This window comes from Porphyromonas bobii (assembly GCF_943169685.1).
In the GTDB taxonomy this organism is placed as follows: domain Bacteria; phylum Bacteroidota; class Bacteroidia; order Bacteroidales; family Porphyromonadaceae; genus Porphyromonas; species Porphyromonas pasteri.
Genome location: NZ_CALPBU010000004.1, coordinates 37834 through 51361, shown reverse-complemented (window position 1 = coordinate 51361; position 13528 = coordinate 37834). Strand labels below are relative to the sequence as shown.

At 56.6% G+C, this 13528-nt stretch carries 9 protein-coding genes; all 9 read left to right on the top strand.

Annotated features, from left to right (window positions below; all coding sequences use genetic code 11):
* The first annotated feature begins 850 nt into the window (after positions 1 to 850).
* Positions 851 to 3253 (top strand): anaerobic ribonucleoside triphosphate reductase, encoded by a 2403-nt coding sequence (locus KO088_RS05045; RefSeq protein WP_215493843.1) that lies wholly within the window; start codon positions 851 to 853, stop codon positions 3251 to 3253.
* Between the two features lie 112 nt (positions 3254 to 3365).
* Positions 3366 to 3875, top strand: coding sequence for an anaerobic ribonucleoside-triphosphate reductase activating protein (nrdG, locus tag KO088_RS05040; protein WP_215493842.1), 510 nt, complete (start codon positions 3366 to 3368; stop codon positions 3873 to 3875).
* Positions 3876 to 3971: 96 nt separating this feature from the next.
* Positions 3972 to 5321, top strand: a complete 1350-nt coding sequence (locus tag KO088_RS05035) for a DNA recombination protein RmuC (protein WP_215493841.1) — start codon at positions 3972 to 3974, stop codon at positions 5319 to 5321.
* Between the two features lie 174 nt (positions 5322 to 5495).
* On the top strand, positions 5496 to 6194 hold the full coding sequence (locus KO088_RS05030; protein ID WP_215493840.1) for a redox-sensing transcriptional repressor Rex: 699 nt from the start codon (positions 5496 to 5498) through the stop codon (positions 6192 to 6194).
* Positions 6191 to 6820, top strand: coding sequence for a fumarylacetoacetate hydrolase family protein (locus tag KO088_RS05025; protein WP_215493839.1), 630 nt, complete (start codon positions 6191 to 6193; stop codon positions 6818 to 6820). Before KO088_RS05030 ends, KO088_RS05025 begins: the two co-directional genes overlap by 4 nt.
* Before the next feature lie 723 nt (positions 6821 to 7543).
* Positions 7544 to 11815: a cobaltochelatase subunit CobN gene (locus KO088_RS05020; protein ID WP_251419817.1), complete on the top strand. Its 4272-nt coding sequence runs from the start codon at positions 7544 to 7546 to the stop codon at positions 11813 to 11815.
* Between the two features lie 37 nt (positions 11816 to 11852).
* The gene (locus tag KO088_RS05015; protein ID WP_215493838.1) at positions 11853 to 12536 is read left to right on the top strand and encodes a hypothetical protein; all 684 of its coding nucleotides are present in this window, start codon (positions 11853 to 11855) and stop codon (positions 12534 to 12536) included.
* A 15-nt stretch (positions 12537 to 12551) separates the two neighbouring features.
* Entirely contained in the window at positions 12552 to 13151 is a 600-nt protein-coding gene (locus KO088_RS05010) for a MotA/TolQ/ExbB proton channel family protein (protein ID WP_215493837.1), read from the top strand.
* 2 nt (positions 13152 to 13153) lie between these two features.
* Positions 13154 to 13519 (top strand): DUF2149 domain-containing protein, encoded by a 366-nt coding sequence (locus KO088_RS05005; protein WP_215493836.1) that lies wholly within the window; start codon positions 13154 to 13156, stop codon positions 13517 to 13519.
* Positions 13520 to 13528: the final 9 nt, after the last annotated feature.

Below are 13528 nucleotides of genomic sequence, written 5' to 3'. Positions count from 1 at the left end.
TTCCTCTTATCCAGCGGAGGGAAAAGCATCGTTCTCGTGAAGAAAAAACCGCCTTCACGTAGTGGATTTTCTCTATCTATGCACGTAGTCTTAAAGACCAGGCACGGAAATCCAAATATCCACGTACGTAGATATTAGAGCCACGTACGTAGTCCAAACTTATCTGCCACTCGTCCGCAACTTTTGCCCCCTACGCGGAGCAATTACCTAATAGAGGTCACTTCACAAAGCTATATAGCTTCGCACCGAAAGCTATATAGGAATCGAGCCAAAGCTATATAGCTTTCTTCGCCATCCTATATAGCTCTGCCCATGTACCCATATACCTATATACGGAACCAGTACTGGTCACTCGTGTGAGCAGTACTGGTTCGCTTGCTGACCAGTAGTGGTCGCTTTTTTTGATCTGTGGAGGTGGTGTCTATGGTGCTGTGGGATAGTCTGTTGTTTTGTTGAGGAGATGGCGGGGATTTCACTCCCGATATAAGTTGTCTCTTGGGTAACTTGAGGAGCTGGTGAATAGGGGCTACGTTTTCCACCTTTGGTAGGTGGATATTTTTCCCCTCAAAGGGGCAAAAAACCTTCCTTCCGATCTCGATGTCGAGAGATAATTTGGCCGATCGGTGTACAACCGCTGATTGATGTCGAGAGCAATACCCCGATGCTTAGCGGGCTGTAGAGGTTGTGGATAACTTTTCCCTGCGGATGTGTGTAACCCTATGGATAAATGCATACATTTGTCTCGGTCCCGATGCCACTCCCTCGAGCTGGTCGATCGCCTTGACGAAGGAGAAGGGTAGGGCCGACCAACCGAAACCTAACTACAAACTACGCAACTACTTAAGATCCTATGGGACAAGAGTCGATCTACATCCTCAAGCGGGATGGAAGTCAGCAACCTTATGATGGCGAGAAGATTCGCAGTGCCGTCGATAAGGCCTTCCGTGCGGCAGGCCTCGTCGATGAGGAAGGCTATGCCCTCCGTATTGAGTCGCTCATCCAGACAGAGCTCTGTCATCGCAATTCTCAGGTCGCCGTCGAGGAGATCCAAGACCGTGTCGAGGCTGAGCTGATGAACCTCGCGCCTCAGGTCGCTAAGAAGTACATCATCTATCGTGAGTGGCGCACCGTCCAGCGTGAGAAGCGCACGACCCTCAAGCGCACTATGGATGGTATCGTCTCCATCGAGAAGAATGATATCAATCTGGGCAATGCGAACATGAGTGCCTACACGCCCTCGGGGCAGATGATGACCTTCGCCTCTGAGGTGACGAAGGACTATGCGATGAAGTACCTCCTCTCGGCACCCTTCGCTCGTGCTCACGCTGCGGGAGATATTCATATCCACGACTTAGACTACTATCCTACGAAGACCGCTACGTGCGTGCAGTACGACCTGGCGGACCTCTTCGAGCGAGGCTTCCACACGAAGAATGGGAGCATCCGTACCCCACAGAATATCCAGAGCTACGCCACTCTTGCGACGATCGTCTTCCAGACGAATCAGAACGAGGAGCACGGCGGGCAGGCTATCCCAGCCTTCGACTTCTTTATGGCCCCTGGCGTGCGTAAGACCTTTATTCGTCAGCTCGCCGACCGCCTCCTCTATGCACATAGTCTCCTCACGGGGAGAAGCTTTTCTGACGAGGAGCGTAAGGGCTTCGTCGAAGCACTCCGTGGCCTCGAGCCCCCTCTCGCTCATACCGATGCTGCAGCCGAAGCTCTCGCTGCCGGCCTTGAGCGTATCGGCTGTCAGCTCCCCGCTACGGCCGTGCGTCTTGCCCTCGAAGAAGCCTATCAGCGCACAAAGCGCGACACCCATCAGGCGATGGAGGGCTTCGTACACAACCTCAACACGATGCATTCGCGTGGCGGTAATCAGGTCGTCTTCAGCTCGGTCAACTATGGTACCGACACCTCCGAAGAGGGGCGTATGGTCATCCGTGAGCTCCTCGCTGCTACTGTCGAGGGCTTAGGCCAAGGCGAGGTGCCTATCTTCCCCATCCAGATCTTCAAGGTCAAGGAGGGTGTGAACTACTCCGAGGCTGACTATGCGAAGGCACAGGCAGACTTCGCTGGTGCGCTGGCGGGGAAGTACACCTTCGAGACGCCGAACTTCGACCTCCTGCTCTTGGCGTGTAAGACGACGTCGCACGCTCTCTTCCCGAACTTCCTCTTCCTCGATACGCCCTTCAACCAGCACGAGCTCTGGCGCGCCGATGACCCGAAGCGTTACCTGCATGAGATCGCTACGATGGGCTGCCGTACGCGCGTCTTCGAGAATGTCTGCGGGCCCAAGACCTCTGTTGGGCGCGGGAACCTCTCCTTCACGACGATGAATCTGCCTCGTCTGGCTATCGAAGCCTCTCGCCGTGCCCAGCGTGAGCTCCCTACGGCTCCCGTGGAGCAGCAGCAGGAGCGTGCAAGGGCACTCTTCCTCGAGTCGGTGCGTGAGATGGCTACCTTCATCGGTGACCAGCTGCATGAGCGCTACCTCTACCAGCGCTCGGCCTTAGCTCGTCAGTTCCCCTTCATGATGGGCAATGACGTGTGGAAGGGTGGTGCAGCCCTCGCTCCACAGGACGAAGTGGGCTCGGTCTTCGACAGCGGCACGCTTGGTATCGGCTTCATCGGCGGGCACAATGCGATGGTGGCACTCTATGGTGAGGGGCACGGACGCAGCGACCGCTCTTGGCAGACGCTCTATGATGCCGTGCAGGTGATCAACGAAGTGGTGCGCGAATACAAGCAGAAGTACCACCTCAACTACTCCGTCCTTGCTACTCCTGCCGAAGGCCTCTCGGGGCGCTTCACCCGTATGGACCGCAAGCGCTACGGCATTATCCCTGGGGTCAATGACCTCGACTACTATGTGAACTCCTTCCACGTCGACGTGCGCGAAGAGATCGGTATGCACGATAAGATCCGTCGTGAAGCCCCCTTCCATGCGATCACACTCGGTGGGCATATCAGCTATATCGAGCTCGACGGCGAGGCGAAGAAGAATGTCTCCGTCATCCTCAAGCTCGTCAAGACAATGAAGGATACGGGTATCGGCTACGGCTCGATCAACCACCCCGTAGATACGTGTCAGGACTGTGGCTATCGTGGGATCATCTACGATAAGTGCCCCGTCTGTGCCAGCGATCGCATCGCTCGTCTGCGTCGCATCACGGGCTATCTCACCGGTAGCCTCGAGAGCTGGAACTCTGCTAAGCAGGCAGAGGAACACGACCGTGTGAAGCATCACTGATCCTCCCAACTATACTATTAAGCAGCTGACGAAGAGCCTGGGTCCTGAGGCGGCTCCCCGCCGACGGACTCCAGGCTTCGTCTTATCCATCCCACTCCTCACCCCCGTCTCCGTGCGCCTCCTCAACGTCTATCGTGAGAGTATCAGCGATGGCCCCGGCCTTCGCTACTCGATCTATCTGGCTGGTTGCCGCCACGCTTGCCCGGGATGTCACAATCCTGAGAGCTGGTCGGCTGAGGCGGGTATTCCCCTCACCGAGGAGGTACTCAGCGATATGATCGAGGAGATACGGGGCAATTCTCTCCTGGACGGCATCACTGTCTCGGGGGGAGATCCCTTTTATGATCCCACAGCGCTTGCTACGCTCTTAGCACGCTTGCGACGTGAGACGGGGCTGTCGATCTGGTGCTACACGGGCTATACGGTGGAGTACCTCCTGCAGTCAGAGGCGCATCGCCCCGCGCTGGAGTTTATCGATGTGCTCGTCGATGGCCCCTTCGTCCAGAGCCTTCTTGACCCGCGCCTCTACTTCCGTGGTAGTCGCAATCAGCGGCTGGTGCATATCGATCACAGTGTGCCCCTGTCCGAGGCGGCACTTTCGTTCCTCGATGATGCCTTCTGAGGCGCACTCTTGCTGTCTCGAGCCTTCTCCTTATCTTTATATCTCACGGGGGCTTCCCCTGCTGACACATCCACTTACCTTCCTATTAGTTAGACGATGATCTACTTCCTTGGGGCACTCTGCCTCGTCTTCCTCGTGCTCTTCCTCTACGCAGGGAAGCGCATCAAAGAACTTACTGACGTAGTCGCAGCTACTGAGCGTGCCGAGCATGAGAAGGCTCTTGAGCTCAAGGCCCTTGAGACGAAGCTCCAGACGACTGCCGAGGCATATCAAGAGCTTCGCCAGCGCTACGACGCCCTCCAGCAGAAGGCTGATGAGGCCGCTGTGAGCCTTGCTGCCGTCAAGACCGAGCGTGCCAGCCTCGCCTCCGAGCTGGAGAAGCTCCAGGCAGAGAAGGGCAAGCTCGCCGAAGAGCTGCGCGATAGCTTCCGTGCTGTCGCGAATGACATCATGCGCGAGCGTACCGAAGACCTTGACAAGCGCACGAAGGAGACCCTCTCTCCGCTGCGTGAGGACCTCAAGCGCTTCGGTGAGCAGGTCGATAAGACCTATCAAGAAGAAGCACGCGAACGCTTCAACCTCAAGGACTCCATCGAGAAGCTCATCCTCCGCAGTCAGGAGATCAGTCAGGAGACTACCAGCCTCACACGTGCCCTGCGTGGTGATAGCAAGGTGCAGGGTGACTGGGGTGAGCTGGTCCTCGAGCGCATCCTCGATCAGAGCGGGCTTATCCGAGGAGAGCATTACTTCGTGCAGGAGACGCTGCGTGACGAATCGGGAGCCGTCATCACGACGGGTGATAACCGCGGTGGCCTTCGCCCTGACGTCATCGTCCGCTACCCCAATCGGGGGGCCATCGTCATCGATAGCAAGGTCAGCCTCACCGCCTATGCGCGCTATGTCGCCGCTGAGACAGATGCAGAGCGTGACCAAGCACTCAAGGAGCACCTCTTCAGCCTACGCAAGCATATCAATGAGCTCTCGGGTAAGCGCTACGAAGAGTACACTGAGGGTTCGCCGAACTTCGTTATGCTCTTCATCCCCAACGAACCGGCCTACACCATAGCGCTCGCTCACGACCCCACGCTCTGGGAGGAAGCCTATCGGAAGAATGTCGTCCTCATCAACGGTACGAACCTCATCGCTGCCCTGCGTATGGCGCAGGATATGTGGCAGCGTGATAGCCAGCAGCGCAATGTCTTACAGATCGTCGATGAGGCGGGTAAGCTGTATGATAAGTTCGCCACCTTCTCCGAGACCTTCCTGAAGATCGAGAGCAAGCTCGAGGATGCACAGAAGGCGTTCGGTGAAGCTAAGGGCCAGCTCCGTGATGGTCGTGGCGATATCCTTGGCCGCTTCGATAAGCTGAAGGCGCTGGGAGCCAAGACGAAGAAGGCACTGCCAGGCGGTATCCAGCCTCCAGCATCAGCCTCCGAAGACGAATAGACTCCGCTTCTCTGCGGAGATCGATAGACCTAACTAAGCGCGACAGCCAGCTATCCCATAAAAGGATAGCTGGCTGTCGCGCTCTTGTCGGGGAGGAATATACTACGAGGCTTCGTATTGAATTCGTAAATTTGTACTCATCAGGAACAAGATCACTTACTTAAACGACTATAAATGGCTAAATCTAAGGACGAGAAGAAGCGCAATGGGATTATCCCCGAGCCGACGCTGCGCCGACTCCCTTGGTATCTCTCCTTTGTAAAGCTTCTCCAAACAGAAGGACATAAGTACGTCTCCTCGCCCCGTATCGCTTCGGGTGTCGGAGTCGATGCTGCGCTCGTAGCAAAGGACCTCTCGTATGTAGAGCTCCAGGGGCGTACGCGCGTCGGCTATGAGACGGAGGCTCTCATCAACTACCTCGAGGAATTCCTTGGCTTCACGAAGCGTCATCAGGCTTTCCTCGTCGGTGTCGGGAGCTTGGGCTCTGGGCTCCTTTCGGACAAGGGGCTACGGCAGTTCGGCCTTGAGGTGACCGCAGGCTTTGACGTCGCTGAGGATATCATCGGTACAGAAGTCTCGGGGATCCCCGTCTATCATATCGATGAGCTGGCGACACGTATTGAGAGCGAAGGCATCAAGATCGCCATCCTCACCGTACCTATCCTACAAGCTCAGCTGATGACTGACCGCTTGGTGCGTGCTGGTATCCGTGCGCTGTGGAACTTTACGCCCGTTCGCATCCAGACGCCCGATCACGTCGTCGTGCAGAATACCTCGATGTATGCGCACCTGGCACTGATGTTCACCCGAATGAAGGCGCTCCAGGAAAGTCTACCTACTACCCCTACCAGTAAGCCTCGCTCCAGCCGATGAAGATCTTAGGCGTAGGCTTCAATTACCGCCCGCACGTAGCCGAAGCACCTCAGCTCGGCCTTCCTGAGCAGGCGGTAGATACTCCTCCACTCTTCTTCCACAAGGGCGATGCGCTGCTCAAGCCCCGCACGCCCTTCTTCCTCCCCGATATGGGTTCGTCCATCGAATATGAGGCGGAGCTGGTCATCCAGATCAGTCGGGTAGGGAAGTGCATCGCTGAGCGCTTCGCCCATCGCTACTATGATCGTGTGACGGTGGGCATTGACTTTACGGCACGCGACATTCAGCGACGCGCTATGGCTGAGGGCCGTCCGTGGCTGGAGGCTAAGGTCTTCGACGGCTCGGCTGTTGTAGGAGAGTGGCTGGACAAGACGGCTCTGGGCTATCCCGAGCGCCCCATCGCCTTCTCGCTACGGCGTGACGGAGAGGTGGTGCAAGAGGCCGATAGCTCGGAGATGATCCATAGCTTTGATGCGCTGATTGCCTATGTGAGCCGCTTCCAGACGCTACGTATGGGTGACCTCATCTTTACTGGCACCCCCGCAGGTGTCGGACCCATAGCTATCGGGCAGACCCTCGAGGGCTTCATCGGAGAGCGCAAGGTGCTCCACGTCCCCATCAAGTAGCTGGCTACCCTTTCGTGTAGGCCACACCCCATCGCCCCACCGATCCGCTTGTGATCGGTGGGGCTTTTTTGTGCCTTGCGCAATGGTCTCCATATAGGTATATGAGTACGTGGGGTAGAGCTATATAGGATGGCGAAGAAAGCTATATAGCTTTGCTTGGAATTCCTATATAGCTTTGTGAAGTGACCTCTATTAGGCCGTTGCTCCGCGTAGGGATAAAAGTTGCGGACGGGTGGCAGATAAGTTTGGTCTACGTGAGTGGACGATAAATCTGCGTACGTGGATATTTGGATTGACGTGCCTGGTCTTTAAGACTACGTACATAGATAGAAGAATAGCACTACGGGAAGGCGCTTTTTTCTTCACGAGAAGGACACTTTTCCCTCCGCTGGATAAGAGGAATACTCGCGATAAGGCGAAGGGCTTGTGTGTCCCTTCGGAGAGGTATATCGGAGAGCTGAGCGTGCGATGCCTTAGCACAATAAATAGAGAGCAGGACTCTGCCGCAGCAGTCTCATTAGATGTGGGGAGAGTTAACGCTGATAAGCTGTGTCTATACCTATATATAGGTTGTCTATGTGGGGGCAAATCCCTATTCGTAGGTATTTACTCGCCTCCTTGTAGCCTATAACTTTGCCTGCTAATTTCCACCCCTGTGTCTATGCGGGTCTGTGGGGAACATGAAGCAGAGATAATATATAAGGTATAAGCTATATGAGTGACATGAAATCGGCATCCCGTAGTAAGCGCCTGCGTCGCTTCCTCTTCGGAGGGATTGCCCTCGCCCTTGTCGCCCTCGTCGCCTACTTTGTCTGGGGACGCTATGGGTCGACGACGCGCATCGCCCTGGTGAACTTCCCCGGCTATCAGTCTTCGGGGATCATCCTCTCCAACGACAATAAGCACGTCCGCTATGACGAGCTGGAGCAGGGGGATATCAATAAGTTCGACAGCTACGACTGCGTCCTGGCCTTCGGTATGGGCCTCAAGTGGAATGATGAGCAGCGTGCCGAGATCAAGAAGCTGGGTGATAAGGGCCTCCCTATCAAGGTCGTCTATGCTACGACGAAGGAGAATGAGATCTCCAGCCTTGATGCGGCTAAGGATCAGCGCATCAGCGAGTATCTCGACAACGGGAATAAGAAGAACTACCGCTCTCTGTCACACTATATCCGTCGCTACATCGACGGGAAGAAGTGGTTCGCTCCCGAGCCTGATTCGGTAGCTCCCAGCTCGGCCGACGTCTACTACCATCTTGATGAGGACGTCGCCTTCGATAAACTCGCCGACTACGAAGCTTATATCAAGAAGCAGGGCTTCTATCATGAGGGGGCGAAGAAGGTCCTCGTCATCGGGGGGCTTAACGATCCCTTCAGCGGTAATAAGCAGAACCTCGATAGCCTCATCACCAGCCTCGACCGTGCGGGGCTCAATGTCTATCCCGTCTCTTCCTTCGCTGACCGTCTCCGCTTCATCCAGGAGGTCTCACCTGACCTCATCATCCACTTCCCTCACGGACGTATCTCGATGATGGGGGGGGATCGCGTCGTCGAATACCTGCGTGAGCGTAATATCCCCGTCATCGCCCCCCTGACACTCATGACCAGTCGTGAGGAATGGGAGGCTGATCCGCAGGGTATGATGGGGGGCTTCCTCTCACAGACCCTCGGTATGCCCGAGCTTGATGGAGCTATTTATCCCTACGTACTCACTACGCAGGAGAAGAATGACGACGGGCTCTACGTCCTCAAGGCTGTACCCGAGCGCCTCAAGAAGCTCACTGAGCTGGTGCAGCGCTTCCTCACCCTGCAGACCAAGCCCAATAGCGAGAAGAAGCTCGCTATCTACTACTTCAAGGGCCCAGGGCAGGAGACGCTCGCAGCACAGGGTATCGAAGTCGTGCCCTCGCTCTACAACCTCCTGCTCCGTCTCAAGGCTGAGGGCTATAACCTCACGGGACTCCCTACGGATGTGAAGGCCTTCGAGGCACAGCTGATGCGCGAAGGTCCCGTCATCCAGTCCATCGCTGGTGGGCAGATGGAGGAATACCTCAAGACGGGTAATCCGGCTTGGGTCGATAAGGCGGACTTCGATAAGTGGATCGCCGAAGACCTGACGCCCCTTCAGATCAAGGAGCTGGAGGAGACCTACGGCCCCACGCCAGGGAGCTACATGACCCGTACCTCTTCGGCTGGTACACCACAGCTTGCTGCTACGCGCATCCAGTACGGCAATGTCGTCCTGCTCCCTCAGCCTGTAGCGGGTATCGGTAGTGACAACTTCGCTATCGTGCACGGTGCCGCTTCGCCTCCTCCCTATCCCTATGTCAATGCCTACCTCTGGGCTCGCCACGTCTTCGGGGCAGATGCCTTGATGCACTTCGGTACGCATGGGAGCTTGGAGTTCACCCCGAAGAAGCAGGTCGCACTCAGCGCCAATGACTGGGGTGAAGCACTCATCGCACCTTACCCACACTTCTACTATTATACGATCGGGAATATCGGGGAGAGTATGATGGCTAAGCGTCGCTCTTATGGTAGCCTCATCTCCTATATCACCCCTCCCTTCGACGAGAGCAAGACGCGTCATATCTTCACCGACCTGCAGCAGGCCATCGAGAAGTACTACGAGCTGAAGGAGCCTGCGGCGAAGGACACGCAGAGCCTGGCGGTGAAGAAGCTCGCTGTCGGCCTCGGTATCCATCGTGAGCTCCGCTTAGACTCCATCCTCACGAAGCCCTATACGGCTAAGGATGTTGAGCGCATCGACAACTTCGCCGAGGAGATCGCCTCAGAGAAGGTCAATGGTCAGCTCTATGTCACGGGCGTGCCCTATACCCCAGCGAAGACGACCTCCACGGTGCTGGCGATGACGGCTGATCCCATCGCTTACGCCAAGGCTCGACTGGATCGCCTGCGTGCTGCTCAGCCCATCGACAATACAAGCAATAAGCACCGCTTCTATAAGGAGTACCTCCAGCCCGCTCAGCAGCTCGTCCGTGGCATCCTCGCCTCGGGCTCGGTGAGCGAAGCTACCGTCCTCTCCTATGGTAGCATCACGAAGGAGCAGCTGGAGCGCATCCATGCACTCGCTGCCCCCAAGAAGCCCATGGGTATGAAGGCGGCTATGGCTGCTGCCAAGGGTGATAGCAGTAAGTCGGGAGGCAAGCCTACTCGCCTTGATCAGATCCGTGGCGGTAGCCTCAAGGATAAGCCCGCAGGTCATCCTGGTGGTCATCCTGGTGGGCACCCAGGGGGGAAGCCTCAGGGACACGCTGCCGACACGCCCGAGCCATCGAAGAAGGAGCGGGATGAGATGGAGGCCGTCACGGAGCTGGAGCGTGCCATCCTCAACGTCATCACCTATCGTGATGCCCTGCAGAATAGCCCTCGTCTCGAGCTCGATGCTACGATCAATGCCCTCAACGGGGGCTTCACCGCACCCTCGTCGGGTGGTGATGCCGTCGCCAACCCACAGGCTGTACCTACGGGTCGCAACCTCTATTCGGTCCGTGCTGAGAGCACACCTTCGCAGCGTGCGTGGAGTCAGGGCGTACAGCTCGCTCAGGCTACACTGAAGGCCTACAAGGAGCAGCACGGCAAGTATCCCACAAAGGTCAGCTATACCTTCTGGAGCAGTGAATTCGTCGAGACCGAAGGGGTGACTATCGCCCAGGTGCTGTATATGCTCGGGGTCGAGCCCGTGCGCTCGCAGTTTGGCTCGGTCGAGGATGTTCGCTTGATCCCCACCTCCGAGCTGGGTCGCCCACGTATCGACGTGGTCATCCAGACCTCAGGACAGTTCCGTGACCTCGCAGCATCGCGCCTGGCGCTGATCTCGAAGGCCGTCGAGCTGGTCGCTTCTCTCGGCAAGGAAGATCAGGAGAACTACGTCGCTGCAGGCTCTGTCGCCACAGAGAAGGAGCTCGTCGAGCAGGGCCTTTCGCCTAAGGAAGCTCGTGAGCTGGCGAACGTCCGCATCTTCGGTGGTATCAATGGTATGTATGGTACCGGCATCCAGGAGATGGTCACCTCTGGAGACAAGTGGGAGCAAGAGAAGGAGATCGCCGATGTCTATCTGAATAATATGGGTGCCGCCTACACCGGTAAGCAGGAGGACTGGGGTCGCTTCGTCAAGCCTCTCTTCCGTGCTGCACTCAAGAATACCGATGTCGTCGTGCAGCCACGTCAGAATAATACTTGGGGTGCACTGAGCCTCGACCACGTCTATGAGTTCATGGGTGGCCTCACGCTCTCGGTACGTAATGTCACGGGGAAGGATCCCGATACCTATCTCGCTGACTACCGCAACCACAGCAACATGCGTATGCAGGACCTCAAGGAGGCTATCGGCGTCGAGAGCCGTGCTACCGTCCTCAACCCTGAGTACGTGAAGGAGGTCCTCGCTGGTGGCGCTAACAGCGTCGCCAACATCACCGAGGTCGTCACGAATACCTACGGGTGGAATGTGATGAAGCCCGAGGTCATCGACAAGGAGCTCTGGGATCAGCTCTACGATATGTATATCCGCGACGTCAATAATCTCGGTGTCGCTTCGGCATTCGAAGGGAAGAGCCCCGCAGCCCTCGAGGAGATCACTGCTGTGATGCTTGAGACGGCTCGTAAGGGGATGTGGAAGGCTTCACCCGAGCAGCTCTCTACGCTCGCTCAGCGCCATTCGGAGCTCGTGGCTAAGTACGGCCCTTCGGGTGGTGGTATGTCGGCAGACAATAAGAAGCTCCGTGCCTTCATCTCCCAGCAGCTCTCTCCCGAGGCCGCCAAGCAGTATCAGGCTCAGATGAAGCAGATGGACGAAGGTTCTTCGGCCGATGCTCCCAGCCAGAATGGTATGGTGATGAAGAAGGAGACGGTCGCTGATCAGGCTGGTGCCGTGACGCGTAGCTTCAATGGTCTGTGGATCGTAGCTGGGGTAGCTGTCCTCTTCATCGGGCTCCTCGTCCTCCTGCGTATCAAGCGCCGCCGTGATGCTGAGTAGTCCCCTGATGCTAACCTCTATCTTCTCGGTGTAGCTGATGGAACTCCTCGTCCAGATCCTCCTGCTCTTCATCATCGTAGCCTCCGTGCTACGCCTCTCCTTTGAGCGGGGCTGGATCATCCCCACACTCTTTGCTGTCGTAGCAGCTGTCTTCGTCTACTTGACCTATCCCTATGCGATCGAGCAGACGAAGACCGGCCTCGCAGCCTATATCGCCGACCGCTCGCTACGTGAGTATGCAGCCATCTTCATCTCGCTGGATGTGGCACTCATCGTGGCCTATAGCTTCTCCCGTCTGAGTCACCCACGTGGTCGAAGGGGTAGGGTGATAGCCTTCCTCTTGCGCCTCTATCCAGGGGTGCTTATCTTCCCCGTGCTCTTCTATCTGCAGTCGACGCTGATCTTCGCCCTGCCAGGGATGGACTTCGGGGTTGTCTCCCTCCTCCTTGCCGCAGGGACGGTGGTGCTCCTGCTGGGGCTTACCTTCCTCTTGCGCTTCCTCCTGCCCGAGGAAGAGCAGCGTCTGGAGGTGCTCTTCTTAGTAGAGCTCTTTGTCTTCATCCTCGGGATCATCGCTTCGGTCGATGAGACCATCCGTATGGCACCCACCGAGAGTCCCATCCAGTGGAGTGGGTTGGTGCTGACCCTCGGCATCGGACTGCTGTGCTTTGTCGTGGGCTACTTCGCTCCCCGTATCCGTCGATCACTTAAACACAAATAATATATATCCGCACTTATGGATCAGATATCCAAGGTACTCTTCGTCATCTCGAATAGCCTCCTCATCCCCGACATCCTCTTCCTCATCATCCTCTTTATCCGTTCGCTCATCCTCGTCGGGGGCTTCTATAATAGCTTCATGCAGCGCCGCCGTATGAATGCGCTCCTCGGCGATGTGCGTGCTCTGAATGCAGGGAACCTCTCCGAGCTGTCGGGCCGCCTGCCTAAGTCCAACCGCTCTCCCTTTATCGATCATCTTGATGACTTGCTCACGCGCGAAGGCCTCACGGAGGACTATGCGAACTACGTCATCAGCAGCTATGAGAATATCTGCGAGAAGGACCTCTCCCTCTCTAAGCTCCTGACGAAGGTCGGTCCCGTGCTCGGTCTGGTCGGGACGCTCATCGCTATGAGCCCTGCACTTGTCGGTCTCTCCTCGGGGGATATCGGCGCGATGGCCTACAATATGCAGGTCGTCTTCGCTACCACCGTCGTCGGTCTGGTGATCAGCTTGGCTGGTCTGGTGACTCTACAGTACAAGCAGCGTTGGTATACCAAGGATGTAGCACTCTTCGACTACATCTCTTCGCTCCTCCTTGATAGCCATACGAAGTAACTATGGAACGCAAGCCACGCCGCCCGAGCAAGCTCATGCAGGGTGAAGATACCGACCCACTGACCGTCGTCGTCAACCTCTTCGACGTATCCATGGTCTTCGCTGTCTCCCTTATGGTCGCTATGGTGATGAACATGAATATGACCGAGGTCTTTACGCAGGAGGACTTCTCTGTGGTGAAGAATCCAGGGAAGGAGAATATGGAGATCATCACGAAGAAGGGCGGTAAGATCGAGCGCTATACCCCCTCTAATGAGAAGACTGATAAGTCCAGCTCCCGCGGTCGCCGTGTCGGCGTCGCCTATGAGATGGAGGATGGTCAAGTCTACTACGTCCCCGAGGACGCCCTACCTGCTGAGTCGAAGTAGTTCCCTTTA